A 15,656-nucleotide genomic window follows, 5' to 3' on the forward strand; every position below is an offset into this window, starting at 1 on the left:
GAGGTGGCCGTCGGAGCCGAACCGGTGGCGTCGGATCCGCCCGTCGATCGAGAGTCCGGGACACCCGATGCCGTAGCACCGCAAGCCGGATCAGCTGCGGAGGTCTCAGCGTTTTCTGTCAGTCGAGCGCAACTGTCTGACGCGTTCCATGCTACCCGGCTTCGGCCTGGGAAGATGGTTCACCTGACCCTCACCGCGTCGGCCCTCACCGTCTGGGCCGAGACCGCGACGTTTGCCTGCGCGATGGATATCTCGCTTCAGGCGACCGTAGCCCTCCCGGTCGGGCAGAGCCTCCAACTCGTTGCACCCTCCGACCTGTTCGAGAAAGCGCTCTGCGATGAGAAGCGCTGGCGGGAGACCGCTTTGCAGCGAGGAGGCACATCCTCCGCGCGCGTCGAGTTCGAGCGGGATCGTGATCTGTCGCAGCCGTCGTCCGCCGAAGGGACCTTGGTCCCAGAGTTGTGGCGGATCACGTGCGGGGTTCTTCAGGCTGTCTGGCCGATCCGTAGCACGCTCGCGCAAGCATCGCCGCCCCCGGTCCATCCCGCCTCCGCCGACCCGATCCTCGCGCCGAATCTGCGCGATGCTTTGCGATTACTCCACGATTTCGCTGATCTGAAGCTCGGTGAGCAGACGGATGCGATTCGCGTTGGCCCCGAGCGGTGCGAGGCCGGCGCCGGCGGCGTGTTCCGCGTCGTCCAGGGTCTCGACTTACCGCAGCTTGAGATGGCGCTGTTGCGGGACGACGCTCGGGATATGACGCGCTTCCTCCGCGGGATGCGAGCGGCGCGCACTTGGTCCGAGAATGGCCGTCAGGTATTCGCCGACGGGCAGCGCTGGTGTCGCGTAAAGACGGTCGAGCGGGCGCGCCAAGGAGGTAGACTCCTCGCGATACCTTGGGCTGTCACCGTCACGGTACAGGCGCCCGACCTGCAAAAGGCCCTAAATGTACTTCGGGTACAGTTCATCGAACCGGACGGGCACGTCCGCGTGAGTTGGTCCGCCGCAGAGCCGAACTGCCTCCTCTTCACCGTCGGTGTCACATCGGGCGAGGCTGTATTCAGGTGCCCTGTCAAGCCCGCCGCGACCGATGCACCGTCGAACGCCCCACCCGATGGACCGTCGGCCGCGGCGTACGAACTCACCGTGCTCTACTCGGACCTCAGAAGGGCATCCCCCGTGGTCGCCAATCGCTCTGTCGAGATCGGCCTTGGCACGAAGGGACTACGCGTCTCGCAGCACGCCGAACCGGCGCACCTGCATACGTTCGTCGCGGCGCAGCGGTAGGGGGCGGCCGAACGTCTGCATGAATTTCGCGTCCGCGACCATATCGTTGCGCTCGCGACCTTCAGGCGGACCGGCCGCGGGTGCCGATCCTCGCTCGGACGGCGTCGTCCGTAACGGGAACCCACACCTATGTCCACGTCAGATTTTGTCCCACCGGCCAGCCCTACGCTCCGATCTCACAAGCGCTTCGCGTCGCCCTACCTACCTGGTCGCGTAATCCAGCCCGACGACGATCCGGCGACCACCAAAGCGCTGCTTTGGCTCCTCCGCAATCACATCCGCTTCGTGCGCAAGACGCGCCACCACATCAAGATCGGACCGATCAACTACTTCCCGACCACTGGTCGAATCGTGCTTGATGGCAATGGTCCAGCGTTGCCAGAGCGAGGTCTAGCCGCGCTCCAGGTACTGCTGCTCCCAGCGCCGACGAGTGGCTCGGTTGAGACTTCCGATCACATCCGCCACGCGCCAGGGAACTGGGCGCTCCCCGTGGTGGTCGAACAGACGTCAACCTACCCGCTGCCGGAGAGCGAGACCGTTCAGCCCGCCGGCGCGGATGCCCTGTCGCTGCGCGATCGGCAAGTGGCCGCGGATACCCCACCCTGGGAGGACTGACACCGGGCCGAAGGCGGCCGTGAACCGCCTCCGGCAACGCTGGGGGTGTGGCCGCACGAGCCGCCGCCTACGCCTGTGGTCTGCCTGGCTGCGACGCTATCTTATTCTGTAGGGGTTTGTTTTGTGTGCCGGCGGTGGGTTGGTGTGGTGCCGTTAGTACGCGGCCGTGCCGGATGTCGGCCGGATCGATAACCCAGTAGTGCAATGCCGACGTCCCGACAGTTGTGACATACATCCAGCCATGATCCGGTGTGCTGCGCGAGAACCGCCGGCATCGGGCTGTTCGTCCAAAGCTTCCTAGCGCGCCACCCGACGTGGAATCGGTGACATGCCGTAGGTCGAACAATTTTATCGGTTCGCTTCTGAACTTAGTCCCACCAACTTTGAATCTCGTCTTGGCCGCTCCCGGCCGGTGCGAGATCCCATCCCATGCCGAACTTCACCCCACCGCGCGGTGCCGCAGTCACGCGGACATCCCCCTGGCCTGATCCTTCGTCCAGTGCCACCCCGCAGCAGACTGACCCTGGCGCGCCTCTCACCGCCGCCCCGCTCTGCCCCCCTGCCCTGCTGAAGGCGCACGCGGCGTTCATCGCCACTGACACGCGCTTCGCAGCCTCGAGTCGACTCCTGGCCAGTTTGAACCGTATCGACCAAGGTCTTCCCGCGGGCGTCCACATCTCCCGGTTCCAGGACGGTCGTACCCGCCGCAGTCGGGCCGGCTGGCGCCTGCGCCCGGACGCCGCCCGCGCCGGAGCCGCATTCTTGAACAGCACCATTGCCAAGTTTACCCATCAAGCCCTCGTGCTGCGCGAGCCCGGTAGTCTGTGGAATGAGAACAAGATCCGGTCCAATCTACTGTCCAGCCAGAACCTCTGCCTCAACTTGTTCGTGCCGATGGCGCTCGATCTTGAACTCGCCACCGCCGTCTGGCGCCGCTTGTTATCGGATTTTGTCTATAGCGTTACTAACCTGAGATTTGAGAGCAGCCCGGGCCGTAACGATCCTCTTTGGTTGGAGGACGGGACCGCCTTCGATGCCGTCCTCGATGTGATCACGCCCGACGGCGAGATCGCCTTCGTCGCCATTGAGTTGAAGTACATCGAGAATTTCGCCGGACCCGCCGCCACGCCACGCCCTCGGTACCAAGCCGCCGCCCACGCGGCCGACCTCTTCATCGACCCCGACGCCCCCGAACTCTACCGAGCCGGCTTGGAGCAACTGCGGCGCGAACACTGCCTCGCACAGCTTATGGTTCAACGCGGCCTCGCTGCCCGCGGTCGGTTCGTTCTGACCGGTCCGCGCCTTAGCCCAAGGGTAGCTGCCGCGGCCCAAGCTTTCGGGGACCACCTTATCGACCCGGCCGGTCTCGCGGAGCAACGGGTAGGCTTCAGCCACATCACGATCGAGGCCATCCTCGCCGCGCTGAGCGCGGCCGGGGCCGGCGAGCACGCGCTGGTGCTTCATCGCCGCTTTCTCGACCTCGAGCGTGTGGCGGCGCTCGCCCTGGGTGACAACTTCCCCGCCCCGCCCGCAGCACCCGCACCACTGCTCCGCTTGCCGCCGCCAACCGCGCCGGATGTGGGACCGGGTGAGTCCGACGGCGCAACACCTACAGTCGGGACCACGAGCCGCGCACGGCAGCGGCACGCCGACGTCGGCCAGCGTCCCGCTTCGTCAGAGAAGAGGCGAGCCGCGCAGCGGACGAAGCGGCCGACCACAGCCCGGCGCTCACGGCGACGGCGTTCCTCCATACAGGCCGGGACGGAGGCGCGCTGATGCCGGCCCTTTTCACCGCCGCCCAGCGCCACCGCCTGCTTGCCAACGGCCGCCGCACGGCGGCCGTCGAGGACATCGACCCGCGCCCCGTCGTCAAACTATTCCTGCTCGGCGGCCGAGCGACCTGGCTCCTCACCGAGCTCGATCCCGGCGAACTGACCCGCGCCTTCGGCCTGTGCGATCTCGGCCTCGGCGCCCCCGAGCTCGGCTATGTTGATCTCAACGAACTCGCGCGTCTGCGCGGCTGTCAGCGCCTGCCGGTCGAACGCGACCGGCACTTCGTGGCCGGTCAGCCACTGTCGGCCTATGCCAGTGCGGCGCGAGCTGCTGGGAGGATCACGGCATGACGCACCTGCATTTCATGCCGGCACCCGATTTTGACCCCGACGACGAACTGGTACCGCACCTGACCCGCGATCCCAGTACCGGCCTATGCTGGCCCGGGCCTACGGTACCGGAGCCAGCCTTCATCGTGCTTGCCGGCTTCATCGTCGATGCCTGCGCCGAAGCGACAGACGGCTGCCTCGTCGAGCCGGATGGCACCTGCGAGCATGGGCACCCCTCCTGGCTGCGTCGCCTCGGGGTGATCTGACGCTGGCGAGCAGCTCCCGCAATGAAAGGCACGGCCGCCGTTCAGTGGCCGTGCCTGAAACGCTCTACCCCTGGCTGAAGAAGGCCGCTTCATCAGCTGTCGTCCAGCTGCTTTCCGACCTATCTACCGTATAGGCGGTAGTTGATTTGTCCCCGGTAAGCCGGTGTGTGATTGTGCGCGAGGTGATTAGTTCTGGGTGACGCGGTAATGCGTCAAGCCAGTCGCTCCCTCGCCGGCAGCCAACCCCCACGCCGAACTCTGGACCTGCAACCAGACCCACCAATCCGCACCGCTACGCCGCCGACACGATCGCGCCTATATCGCCGCGCTTTCCACGACGGCTCATCCACACCGATCGCAGCACGGAAAGCGCTTCTCAGCGCGAGGTTCCTACATGCCGAGTGTCGGTTGTCTCCTGGCCGTGCCGACAGCGGACGGCCGCCTCATCCCCGTGCCAGCGACCACACCCCTCTCCCGCGGTGTTGTCAACATCCCCTTCGCGCCGAAGGGTGTGTTTGTCGGCGAGCTGGAGGCTGACGCGCCATTTGAGGAGTGGCAGAAGCATCTATTTTGTAGGACCTATATTGATCCATCGTTTGACGACATCGATCCCTATGCAAGCCTCCAGGATACGCTACCGGTGCGAGTCTGGTACGATGCGCGCTCGGCACAATTCATCATTATCACTCATGATATCTTGCTGAATTGCGGCGAATTCTTCGAGGCCGTCCATCGCATCTTCAACCTGCCGCCGGATCGTTGCAGCGTCCGTATCGATCCTACCTGCGTACGTCGGGAACTGGCTTGGCGCGGCTTGAGCCGGCTCACCCACGACTTCGTCTACGACCCTGCCCGTGGCCAAGCCGTCATACGGAAGCGGGCACGGCCTCTCGGCGTGCGGACGAAGCGCCCTCGCCCGCTTCTGCGGCGGTCGCCTCCCGACCAAGTCGCGGGTTCGGTACCTGCGCTGGTCCTGCCGGTCGACGCACCGCCGGCGCGCTACATCCTGCGCGAGCCGCATCATCAGGTTGCGGAGCGCTGGCTCTACCATCGCCTGCGTGGGGGCGTCCATCACTACCTCGACCGGACTTTCGCCCAATCCGCGCTCGCCGCCGCTCCGGGCCTAGCCCGGACGACGCTTACGGCTCTGGAGACGGCAGGTCTGGTCGAGGAGATCAATGCTGAGACGGGCACCTTCGTCCTCAAGACGTTCGTGCCTTTCTATGAGCTGCAATACTTGTTCGAAGCCGCCGACCAAGTCGGTGCCTACGACATCTTCGTGCACACCGCGGCTTTCGAAGTACGGCTAGCTGGTCTCGCCGCTGAGCACCGGGACGACGCCACGCTCGATCATCTGCGCCACGCGGCCAGTTGGCGGCCGCCAAGCCCATCGGAAGCTGACTTCACCACGGCGTTCGCGAGCTTCACGGCGGCATTGGCGTCGTCGACGCACCGCCCCGAGCCGATCGACGCGAATTACCGCACCATGGCGCCGCGGGCGAGCGACCTCTGGCACATCCTCAATCACGCTGTCGGCGATCCGCTGACCGGCATCGTCGCAGCGGTCGAGCAGCACCGCACCGCGATCGTTGACGCCGTTGAGCGCCGGGATCCGGCCGGTGCTCGCGCCGCCATGCGGACTCACCTCACGCGCGTGCGGGACTTCCTGTTCATCCCCGTCCCCCTTTCCTAGTCGCCCAGCCGCCCGTCGTCTGCGGGATTGCACCGGTCCCGCCTATATCGCCGCGCCATTCACCCAGCCAGCACGCGTTGTGGAAGACGAACGATGATTAAGCCAGACACGCTCTCCAACAAAGGTGCCCTTTCGCTCACCGAATTTCTGTCTTGGTCGAGCCTCGGGCGTACCAAGGCGCTCGAGGAGATCGCAACCGGACGCTTACACGCCGTCAAGGTCGGGCGCCGACTGCTCATCCCGGTCGAGGCGGCGCAGGCATGGTTGGCCGCACAGCCGCCCGCCGTCTTCGTAGCCTCAGCGGAGGCACCGCAGGGACGGGCTGCCCTCCGTCACTGATAAGCATCACCATGCTATACCGCACACGATCCCACTTCGGCGCTCTGCATCCCCGGACGATCGGCTCACCCCGAACGACACCAGTCGAAACGCTGTGACCCTGCCGCGAAAAGATCCGCACGATCGCTGCCGACTGGCTATTTGACGAGCTATCTACAAACAAGACGGTTTTTGGTGTGTCGGCGAAGAGGTGTTGCGCCGGTGCGGGGTGAGAAAGGCCGCCCGCGTGCAGTGAACGCCAGCGCGCCGACACCATGCCAGTGCCGCGATGCTGGTCCCGACGCGCAGCCGTTCGTCCTTTCCAAGGCATGCACGTTGCCGACCCGCGAAACCGAAGCCCCCCGCAGCGTCACGCAGACCCACATCTCCAGTCTCCAGGCCGCGAAGTCGGCGTCATTACCTCCTTCCGCCGCGACGCTGAACATCTGGCGACTGAACTGAAGCTGATTCGGACACCCCGCTCCGGGGCTCCCTTCCGGATCACCCATGTCAGCCCATCTCTCTTCATCTCTCGGCACGCCGACACCCACCCACTCGCGCCTCGACCCGCACGCCCGAGTCAGTGCCCTCATCCTCGCCCAGCTCAAGACCGCCGACCCTGCTTCTTGGAGCCCGCCCTGGCATGGCGTCGATCCCCTGCCGCGCAACGCGCTCACCGGCCGGCGCTACCGCGGAATCAACATCTTGGTCCTATGGGCCGCTGCGCAGGCCAACGGCTACGCCGACGCGCGCTGGGCCACCTACCGCCAATGGGCAACGCTCGGCGCCCAGGTTCGTCGGGGCGAGCGCGGCACCGCCGTGCTCTTCTACAAGGATTTGACGGCCGACGGCGCCGACACCACCGCTGCAGCAGCGGATGACGCCCTTCACTTCGTTGCCAGGACCAGCGCCGTCTTCAACGCCGCCCAGGTCGATGGGGCGCCGGATCTCGCGGCCTCGCTGCCCTCCCCTGAACTCACAGAGCCGCTGTCAATCCTCGCCGCCTTCGTCGCCGCAACCGGCGCACGCATCATCGAGGGCGGCACCCGCGCCTGCTACATGCCGGCCAGCGACAGCATCCATCTACCGCCGCAGGCCGCCTTCCACAGCGCCGAGGGGTATGCCGGCACGCTGGCGCACGAGCTGATCCACTGGGCCGGCGCCCCGCACCGGCTGCACCGCGACCTCACCGGCCGCTTCGGCAGCCAAGCCTACGCCGCTGAGGAACTCGTGGCCGAGCTCGGGGCAGCCTTCGTCCTGGCCGACCTTGGCCTCGCCCGCAGCCCGCACCCGGACCATGCGAAGTACGTCGCACACTGGCTGCCGCTGCTGCGGGCAGACCCACGGGCGTTCACCACCGCCGCCAGCCACGCTTCTCGCGCCGCCGCCTACCTCGCCGGCCTGCATGAGGCAGGGGGCGTAGCCATTGGCGCCGAAGTCCCTGCCCTCTCAAGCGAGCAGGACGGCGCCGGCGCCGATGCCATCCCCTTCATCAAGGTCGCGGCATGAGCCCGTTGCCGACACCAGCCCGGCGCGTGCTGGCTGAGCTCGCCGCGCTCTACCTGACGGAAGCCGGTCCGACCCACACCGCCTCACCGGTGCAGCGGGCCTTCAGCAGGCTATTGACTCTGCTCGACGCACAGGCTGGCGCACTGGCCGAGATCGACCGGATCGAGGCTGATCTGATCTCTCGGTTTGGCTATCCCCGCATGTCCCTGCCGGTTCGTCCCGGCTCACCTCCGACGTATGCCGCCGATCCCAGCACGATCCGACGCCTGCTCGGCACCGGGCCCGAGGCACGCCGCCCGACAGCCGGCCTGCGGCGTCGGCAGAGCCGCTTCATGCGAGCCGCTGAGGCTGCTGGCCTGCCTGGGGCTCATACGCGCGAACGTGCCCTCGCCGTCGAGATCGCCGACCTGACGGCGACCCTGCTGCTCGCACCCGTAGTTGAGCCCGCCGACCTCGCCCGCAAGCTCATCACGTTGATTGCCATGGCTGAACCGGGTCCAGCCGACGCAGCTGCCTTCCCTGGCCGCTACCTGCGCACGCTGCTCGCCGACTTCATCCAGCTACACGGACTCGCGAGCGCAAATTCTCGAAGTGGTGCGAACGCGAAGAACGTCCGCTCCCGGATAGTTCGGTGAGGCGCCAATGACCGGGGCTGGCCGAAAGCTGCCCGTCCGGTTTCTGGCAAACCGTGGCTCGGAGCAGACATGCATGCCTGACCGAGCGTTTTACCGGCGTTTGAAAGCCCGACATATTTTCCCGACAAATTGTGAGCTGGTCTGGTCGGGCTCCTGACGGTTAAGACGACGCGTCGGGAAAACGTTCGTTTTCCGGACGTCCGTTCGCTGGCAGCTGAACGACCGAGAAGGGTGGATTTTGTTGAAAAAATTCTGGGCAGTGCCAACGCAACGCGGTGAAGCGCGTTGACTGGAGAAAATCCTACTATTCCATGGCCGAGAACCCACCACCATTGCGGGATCATGTAGTCGGCTCGAGGCGAACATTCTCCAGCGTGCTGCCTCAGGCGACACTTGAAGGGCCGCCTCGGAGTTTTTCAACACAATCGGTAGCAACCGGACCTTGACCTTTCGTCCCGAAGCGGACGTGCCGCATTCGACTCGACCTTGCCGTAGGAGCCACTCTACGCCATCCCCGAAATCGGTCGTTCGTTGATCCATGATGTCGGCAAAAGTGCCCCATCAGCGGGCCTTCGCGTGCAAGCGGTAGATGGTCCGCCTTCGGTGCAAGAGTGAGCCCTGACGCGAGTGGCCACGATATCCTCAGGCCGAAGTCGCCCGTTCGATCAAGGTCGAGAATTAATTCGGCGGCATCCGTGCCCGGGGGGGGGCCTGAAACTTTTTGCCGACCAGCGCCGTAATGATACGCGACGAAAGCATCGCGCCCAGGCTGCAAGCCTTGATTTGAGCGCGCGCTGCTTATTGTAAAATCATCATAGTATAGAGAATTAGTTTTCTAATTCATGGAACGACAATACAAAGATGCTGTTGTCCTGTGGGTTGGATAATATGTTCACCTCCACAGGAGATCCTGCATGAAAAATTTTGCTCTCGTCCTCACCGCCCTGGCCGCCCTCGGCGGCGTGACGCTGGCCGCGGGCTCCGCATCGGCCGCCCCGATGGCCGTCAACGGCCTGCAGTCCGATACCGGCGTGACCCAGGTCCGCATGATGCACGGCGACCGGATGATGATGAAGAAGCGCATGATGCGGAAGCGGATGATGAAGAAGCGCATGATGATGAAGCGCGGCATGTAATTCGAGGCGCCCTGTGCTTCCGGAGGCCCCGATCCAGGGGCCTCCACCTTTTTCGAGGATCGCTCCGAGGGAGTCCGTTTGCCACGCACCTACCTGACGCGCTCGGCGCCCGACACGGGCGAGATCGAGACACGACGCTGGATGTTCCGGCACCCGGTCGTCATCCGCGTCACGCATTGGTTGAATGCCATCTGCCTCGTCGTGCTGCTGATGAGCGGCTTGCAGATCTTCAACGCCCACCCCGCCCTATACTGGGGCAAGGTCTCGACCTTCGACACGCCGCTGATGGCGATGTCCTCCACCGAGGACGACCCGCCCAAAGGCATCACGACGGTCCTCGGGCATACCTTCGAGACCACCGGCTGGCTCGGCTCCTCGGCAGGCGCCGATGGCGAGCCAGCAGATCGCGGCTTCCCGTCCTGGCAGACCCTGCCGAGTGACCAGGACCTCACCGGCGGACGCAGCTGGCACTTCTTCTTCGCCTGGGCCTTCGTCCTGAACGGCGCCATCTACCTGCTCTACGGCCTGTTCAGCGGGCAACTCCAGTTCCGGGTGATCCCGTCGCGCGACCAGGTCCGGCACTTCGGCGCCTCGGTGTGGGAGCACCTCACCCTGCGCTTCCCACAGGGCGACGAAGCCAAGCGCTACAACGTCATCCAGAAGCTGACCTACCTCGTCGTGATCTTCGTGCTGTTGCCGGTGCAGATTCTGGCCGGACTTGCGATGTCGCCGGCGATGGATGCCGCCTTCCCGTTCCTGCTGACCTTGTTCGACGGCCGGCAATCGGCGCGCACGGTGCACTTCGTCGTGGCGGCGCTGCTGGTCCTGTTCGTGCTCGTACACGTCGCGTTGGTTGTGCTCTCAGGCTTCTGGAACAACATGCGTGGCATGCTCACGGGCTGGTTCGTGATCGAGCGCAAGGTCGAGCCCGCACCCGTGTCCGGGCAAACCCGGGTATGAGTCGCCTTCTCAGCCGACGCGTTCTCCTAACTGGGGCTTCCGCCGCTGCCGCGGCGGCCATGCTCGGCGGGTGCGACCGCCTCGGCAACGCGGAGTGGTTCAAGCGAACCCTCAAGACAGGCGAGGACGCCAACCAGTTCGTTCAGCGCCTGCTCCTGACAGACCGGACGCTGGCTCCCGAATATGCCGAGGCGGACATCTCGCCGTGGTTCAAGCCGAACGGAACCGAGGACCCGCCGGACAAGGCCTACAAGGCCCTGGCTAAGGGCAAGTTCGCCAAGTACCACTTGGAGGTCGGCGGCCTCGTGGAGGCGCCCTTCAGGCTGTCCCTGGCCGAGCTTCGCAAGCTTCCCGCCCGCACCCAGATCACCCGGCACGATTGCGTCGAGGGGTGGAGCGCCATCGGCAAATGGGCCGGCGTGCCGCTCGCCGACCTCTTGACCCGTGCCAAGCTGAAGCCGGAGGCGCGCTATGTGGTGTTCCATTGCGCCGACACCATGGACCAGGGCGAAGACGACGGTGGGGCGGACACCGCGCAGGATGACGGTTCGGACGAGGTGGCCCCCGCCGGCAACGCCAATCCAGCCATGACCAAGCAGTCGGGCGGCGGTGAGAGCAGGAAGGACTCCGGCGGCCAGCAGGCGTCGGAGGGCACCGCGGCGAGTGGCGGATCGCCGGTCCGATACTACGAGAGCATCGACCTAGTCGACGCGTTCCATCCGCAGACGATCCTCGCCTATGACATGAACGGCAAGGCGCTTCCCGTCTCGAACGGCGCCCCGCTTCGCCTGCGTGTGGAACGCAACCTCGGCTACAAGCAGGCCAAGTACGTGATGCGCATCGAGGTGGTCGAGAGCCTTGCCGGCATCGGCGAGGGCAAGGGCGGCTACTGGGAGGATCAGGGCTACGCTTGGTATGCCGGTATCTGAGCCGTCTGCGCGCTGTCGTCTCCGGGTGGGGAGCGGCCTTTGTCGTTTTGGCGAGAAGCGGACATTCAGCGTTCGACGCTACCCGGTCGTCGGGGACGTAGTCTTGGTGTTCGGGAAGCGGACGTTGCAGCGATCACGGGCGGGCTCGGCGGTTCTCGCACGGGCAGAGGCGAACCTGGAGGGCGGCCTCATCCTGCGATGAAGGAAGCCAGCTCATCCGGCGTCCCGTCGGGAAACGCCTGCTTCAGTTGGTCCAGGAAAGCCGACACACGTGCGCTGAGCAGCCGGCGCGTCGGATAGAGGGCCCAAAGTACGATGTCGGGTGCGTCGACGTCGCCCCAGCTGATCAACCTCCCAGCAGCCAGATCGTGGCTCACGAGCGAGACGGGCAAGCGTCCCGCACCGACGCCCGCCCGAACCGCATCGCGAACCATGACGAGCGACGACAGGCCGAGAAACGGCTCGACCTCGATCGTTTCTCGGCCGGCCGGCGTCCTCACCAGCCATGCAGTGCAATCGCTCCTTCCCCGCAGGACGGCTGGAACAGTCATGCCGTCGGTGGGCCGGGCGAGGTCGGGGCTCGCCACGACGACCAAGCGGTCGTGCAGGAATGCTCGGCCAACGAGGCCCTCGTCCGGATCGGGGTTGACCCGGATGACGAGGTCGAAGCCTTCTTCGATCATGTCGACGGTCCGATCCTCCGTCGTGACTTCGAGCCGGACCTCCGGGTGCTTCAGGACGAAGCCCGCCGCGAGCTTTCCCATCGCGATCTGCGAGAACAGCAGGGGCGCGCTGATCCGCAGGCGGCCCCGCACGCGGTCCCCGCCGGAGGCGATCGCCGCTGCCGTCTCCTCCAGTTCGGTGAGCAGCGCGCCGGCCCGCTCGAACAGCGCGCGCCCTTCCTCGGTCAGCTTGAGAACGCGGGCCCCGCGCTCGAACAGGCGTAGGTTCAGGCTCGCCTCCAGCTCTGCCACGCGCCGGGACAGGGTCGCCTTCGGGCGCCCGGCTGCCCGCGCAGCCTTTCCGAACCCGCCATGGCGGGCGACGAGGGTGAAGTCGGCGAGGGCGAGCAAGTCCATTGCGTTCCACCAGCGAGACGGAGCGTCCAAATATAACGGCTTTTGGTGCAGGAGTGGATCGCTCATCTTGAGGTTAGCCAAACGGCTTAACCCGAAGGAGCGATCCCCATGACCATTCTCGTCACCGGCGCCACCGGCCGTGTCGGCCGCCACGTCGTTGAACAGCTCGTCCAGCGCGGCGCCGATGTGCGTGTCCTCACCCGCGATCCCACGAAGGCCGCCTTCCCGGCGAGCGTCGAGGTCGTGCAGGGCGATCTTCTGGACATCACGGCGCTGCGCATCGCCATGACCGGCATCCGCACCCTGTTCCTGCTCAACGCAGTGACGGGCGACGAATTTACCCAGGCGATCATCACGCTGAACGTTGCCCGCGAGGCCGGCGTCGATCGGGTCGTCTACCTGTCGGTGTTCGAGGCCGACCGTGCGGTGAACGTGCCGCACTTCGCAGTGAAGTTCGGCGCCGAGCGGATGCTCCAGGCAATGGACTTCAACGCCACAATCCTGCGCCCGAGCTACTTCATCGACAACGAGGTGATGATCAAGGATGTCATCCTCCAGCACGGCGTTTACCCGATGCCAATCGGGGCCAAAGGCGTCGCCATGGTCGACGCGCGCGACATCGCCGAGGTCGCCGCGATCGAGCTGATCCGCCGCGACGCGGCGCCGGGGAAGATGCCGATCGAGACGATCAACCTCGTCGGCCCCGACACGCTCACCGGCGTAGACCTCGCCGCAATCTGGACGGATGTCCTCGGCCGCCTGGTCACCTATGGCGGCGACGATCCGAGCGGGTTCGAGGCGAACATGGCGAGCTTCATGCCGAAGTGGATGGCATACGAGATGCGCCTGATGGCCGAGCGCTACGTCAGCGACGGCATGATCCCGGCCGAGGGCGACCGCGAGCGCCTGACCACGCTGCTGGGTCGCCCGCTGCACACCTACCGCGAGGTTGCCACCGTGCTCGCGTCGGCTTGATCCTCACCGCTGAACGGAAAGAACCGGCTATGCCGACCATCCTCGTCACCGGCTGCTCGTCAGGCTTCGGCCTGGCGACCGCTCGCCGCTTCGCGGATCGCGGGGGGCACGACATCGCCACCATGCGCCCCCCCCCCCCGCGCGAAGACGTGCTGCCGCCGTCCGACCGGCTGCGCGTTCTCCCCCTCGACGTGACCGATCCCGCCAGGATCGCGGCACTGGCGGCGGTGGCGGACAAGGTGGCCGAGGGGATCTGGCGCGCCGTCACCGACAAGGACGCGCCAGCGCACATCCTCGCTTGGGCCGATGCGATGGCTTAGGCGGCTACGATCTAAGATCGCCGCGCCATCGAACGGACGCGCGCCGATGCACCGAACGCCTTTGACCTGATGAAGATAGGTCGAAGGCGCTGGATGAGACGGGCACGAGGCAGGCGCTCGTATCATCGTCATGCGGCCGGCCTGGAATAGCTTTTCAGGTCGTGTTCCGCAGTTCCGATGCTCCTGCGTCGAGAGCGACGGCTTCGTCGAAGGTGCGGCGGGCCGCCTCGATCAGGGGCCAATGCTCTCGGATCCAGCCGGTAAAACCCTCCAAGGCCGGCAGCAGGCTCGCGCCCATGGCGGTCAACTCGTACTCGACGCGCGGTGGAACCTCCGGGAAATAGTGTCGGACGAGGAGCCCGTCCCTCTCCAGGTTACGCAGCGTCACCGTCAGCATGCGCTGCGTGATTCCCTCGATGCCGTTCTTGATCGCCGAGAAACGCAAACGATGGCCGGGAACGATGGCCAGCAGCAGCAGCGTGAGGATGGTCCACTTGTCGCCCATCCGGGACAGCACGTCGTGCGGCGCACAGGGTTTCAGCCTCGGGCCACGCTCGCTCTCCTCGTAGAGGCGGCCGTACAGGGTCTTTGCCATGGGTGCCCTCCGTGTGCCCGAGGCACATCTGCGTGCCGTCTTCCGGGGAAATCGCAGCGGTATACATAGGTAACCATCGAGGCACGAGATGGGCGGAAGCATGCTGCTGTATCAGTTCCGGAAGGGCACGAACCCGCGGCGCGTCATCATCTACCTGGCGGAGAAGGGGATCGACGTCCCGCGTTACGAACTCGATTACGCGAACGGCGAGCATCGCTCCCCGCGCTACCTCGGCATCAACCCATCCGGCCGGGCCCCGACCCTGGTGACCGATGACGGTCTCGCGATCACCGACTCCGCCGCCATCGTCGAGTACCTGGAAGAACTTCACCCCGAACGGCCGAAGATCGGCACGGACCCGTCATCGCGTGCACGGGTTCGCGCCCTGGAGCGGCTTGGCGGCGACTTGGTCGCCCGGAGCCAGCTCTGGCTCTGGAACCGGACCGAAGCCTTCTCGGCGAAGGAGCCGTCTCCCTCGAAGGAGACCGCGGACCGGACGCATCGCTACGTGACGGAGTTGCTGGACATTCTGGAGGTTGAGATCGGCTGGAATGCGTTCCTAGCCGGCGAGGAACCGACCATTGCGGACTTCACGACCTTCACGATCTTTCAGACAGCACGCGAGCGGTTCGATCTTCCCTATGGATGCGAGCATCCGCGGCTGGACGCTTGGTACAAGCGTTTCCGGTCACGATCAAGCGCAGACTACTGATAGGTGTCGTACATGTCACGTGCCGAGATGAGTAATCGTCTGATCTTCTGTTTGCTGATCTTCTGCGCCGTTTATCCGCTCGTAACGGGTCTGGCCTACCCAATGCAGGCTGCGGCCTACGAATGGGAGATCTGGCAACGCCAGCTTGTCGTTGTGCCGATCATCGTGCTCGCAATGGTGTTCGTCATCATTCCACGCATACAAGGTTTGCTTGCATACTTGATCAATCGCAATCGCTCACCTTTAGCCGACACCTCATCGCGAAAACCATGACCTTATCACGCCCGCTTTCTCATCATCCATGCCCGAGAGCGGACAGTCGCAAAACCACCCAACCCAGTCGTTCGGCACTGTCTCATCAGCTGCCTGGGAGCGGACGTTCCAAGCTTCCGCAATGGGTCGAGGCTGTGTCAAAAGTCCGGTCTGAGATAGACTTGGGGCCTGATCTGCGGAGGCCAGCATGGGTCGGTTCGTCGAAGGGCAGGACCGTCGGCAGTCCTGGTTGCTGCCCAGTTCGCTGGACGA

General features: G+C 65.3%; 17 protein-coding genes. 15 read left to right on the forward strand and 2 right to left on the reverse strand.

What is annotated here, in order from left to right; translation table 11 throughout:
- Nucleotides 1-174: 174 nt before the first annotated feature.
- The 11 genes from MKK75_RS32070 to MKK75_RS32120 all read left to right on the forward strand — a co-directional run bounded on the left by MKK75_RS32070 (nt 175) and on the right by MKK75_RS32120 (nt 11,450).
- Nucleotides 175-1,287: a hypothetical protein gene (locus MKK75_RS32070; protein ID WP_244046514.1), complete on the forward strand. Its 1,113-nt coding sequence runs from the start codon at nt 175-177 to the stop codon at nt 1,285-1,287.
- Between the two features lie 129 nt (nt 1,288-1,416).
- A complete protein-coding gene (locus MKK75_RS32075; protein ID WP_244046515.1) occupies nt 1,417-1,902 on the forward strand; it encodes a hypothetical protein in 486 nt (161 codons plus the stop codon).
- 429 nt (nt 1,903-2,331) lie between these two features.
- Nucleotides 2,332-3,678 carry a PGN_0703 family putative restriction endonuclease gene (locus MKK75_RS32080; RefSeq protein WP_409567640.1) on the forward strand — a complete coding sequence of 449 codons (1,347 nt, stop codon included), beginning with the start codon at nt 2,332-2,334 and terminating at the stop codon, nt 3,676-3,678.
- Nucleotides 3,678-4,025, forward strand: a complete 348-nt coding sequence (locus tag MKK75_RS32085) for a DUF2958 domain-containing protein (RefSeq protein WP_409567641.1) — start codon at nt 3,678-3,680, stop codon at nt 4,023-4,025. Before MKK75_RS32080 ends, MKK75_RS32085 begins: the two co-directional genes overlap by 1 nt.
- Nucleotides 4,022-4,270 carry a hypothetical protein gene (locus MKK75_RS32090; protein ID WP_244046517.1) on the forward strand — a complete coding sequence of 83 codons (249 nt, stop codon included), beginning with the start codon at nt 4,022-4,024 and terminating at the stop codon, nt 4,268-4,270. Before MKK75_RS32085 ends, MKK75_RS32090 begins: the two co-directional genes overlap by 4 nt.
- Before the next feature lie 394 nt (nt 4,271-4,664).
- Nucleotides 4,665-5,963 carry a FadR/GntR family transcriptional regulator gene (locus tag MKK75_RS32095; RefSeq protein WP_244046518.1) on the forward strand — a complete coding sequence of 433 codons (1,299 nt, stop codon included), beginning with the start codon at nt 4,665-4,667 and terminating at the stop codon, nt 5,961-5,963.
- An 825-nt stretch (nt 5,964-6,788) separates the two neighbouring features.
- Nucleotides 6,789-7,790: an ArdC family protein gene (locus MKK75_RS32100; protein WP_244046519.1), complete on the forward strand. Its 1,002-nt coding sequence runs from the start codon at nt 6,789-6,791 to the stop codon at nt 7,788-7,790.
- Nucleotides 7,787-8,425, forward strand: coding sequence for a hypothetical protein (locus MKK75_RS32105; RefSeq protein ID WP_244046520.1), 639 nt, complete (start codon nt 7,787-7,789; stop codon nt 8,423-8,425). Before MKK75_RS32100 ends, MKK75_RS32105 begins: the two co-directional genes overlap by 4 nt.
- Before the next feature lie 914 nt (nt 8,426-9,339).
- A complete protein-coding gene (locus tag MKK75_RS32110; protein ID WP_244046521.1) occupies nt 9,340-9,561 on the forward strand; it encodes a hypothetical protein in 222 nt (73 codons plus the stop codon).
- A gap of 141 nt (nt 9,562-9,702) precedes the next feature.
- Complete coding sequence (locus MKK75_RS32115; RefSeq protein WP_409567644.1) at nt 9,703-10,521, forward strand: cytochrome b/b6 domain-containing protein; 819 nt, start codon at nt 9,703-9,705, stop codon at nt 10,519-10,521.
- Entirely contained in the window at nt 10,518-11,450 is a 933-nt protein-coding gene (locus tag MKK75_RS32120) for a molybdopterin-binding protein (protein ID WP_244046523.1), read from the forward strand. The genes MKK75_RS32115 and MKK75_RS32120 overlap by 4 nt, the downstream gene beginning before the upstream one ends.
- Nucleotides 11,451-11,638: 188 nt before the next feature.
- Here MKK75_RS32120 and MKK75_RS32125 read toward each other — a convergent pair whose 3' ends face one another.
- Nucleotides 11,639-12,529: a LysR family transcriptional regulator gene (locus MKK75_RS32125; RefSeq protein WP_244046533.1), complete on the reverse strand. Its 891-nt coding sequence runs from the start codon at nt 12,527-12,529 to the stop codon at nt 11,639-11,641.
- Nucleotides 12,530-12,637: 108 nt separating this feature from the next.
- Here MKK75_RS32125 and MKK75_RS32130 point away from each other — a divergent pair, with 108 nt between their 5' ends.
- Both MKK75_RS32130 and MKK75_RS35965 read left to right on the forward strand, forming a co-directional pair.
- The gene (locus tag MKK75_RS32130; RefSeq protein ID WP_244046524.1) at nt 12,638-13,504 is read left to right on the forward strand and encodes an SDR family oxidoreductase; all 867 of its coding nucleotides are present in this window, start codon (nt 12,638-12,640) and stop codon (nt 13,502-13,504) included.
- Nucleotides 13,505-13,533: 29 nt separating this feature from the next.
- On the forward strand, nt 13,534-13,824 hold the full coding sequence (locus MKK75_RS35965) for an SDR family NAD(P)-dependent oxidoreductase (RefSeq protein WP_279594264.1): 291 nt from the start codon (nt 13,534-13,536) through the stop codon (nt 13,822-13,824).
- A gap of 154 nt (nt 13,825-13,978) precedes the next feature.
- Here the strand turns inward: MKK75_RS35965 and MKK75_RS32140 are convergent, their stop codons facing one another.
- Nucleotides 13,979-14,419, reverse strand: coding sequence for a winged helix-turn-helix transcriptional regulator (locus MKK75_RS32140; RefSeq protein ID WP_244046525.1), 441 nt, complete (start codon nt 14,417-14,419; stop codon nt 13,979-13,981).
- Between the two features lie 100 nt (nt 14,420-14,519).
- On the opposite strand from MKK75_RS32140, the gene MKK75_RS32145 reads away from it, so the two are divergent.
- Both MKK75_RS32145 and MKK75_RS32150 read left to right on the forward strand, forming a co-directional pair.
- Nucleotides 14,520-15,131, forward strand: coding sequence for a glutathione S-transferase family protein (locus tag MKK75_RS32145; protein ID WP_244046526.1), 612 nt, complete (start codon nt 14,520-14,522; stop codon nt 15,129-15,131).
- Nucleotides 15,132-15,143: 12 nt separating this feature from the next.
- The gene (locus MKK75_RS32150; RefSeq protein ID WP_244046527.1) at nt 15,144-15,404 is read left to right on the forward strand and encodes a hypothetical protein; all 261 of its coding nucleotides are present in this window, start codon (nt 15,144-15,146) and stop codon (nt 15,402-15,404) included.
- Nucleotides 15,405-15,656 lie beyond the last annotated feature (252 nt).

This window comes from Methylobacterium sp. J-030 (assembly GCF_022829545.1).
In the GTDB taxonomy this organism is placed as follows: domain Bacteria; phylum Pseudomonadota; class Alphaproteobacteria; order Rhizobiales; family Beijerinckiaceae; genus Methylobacterium.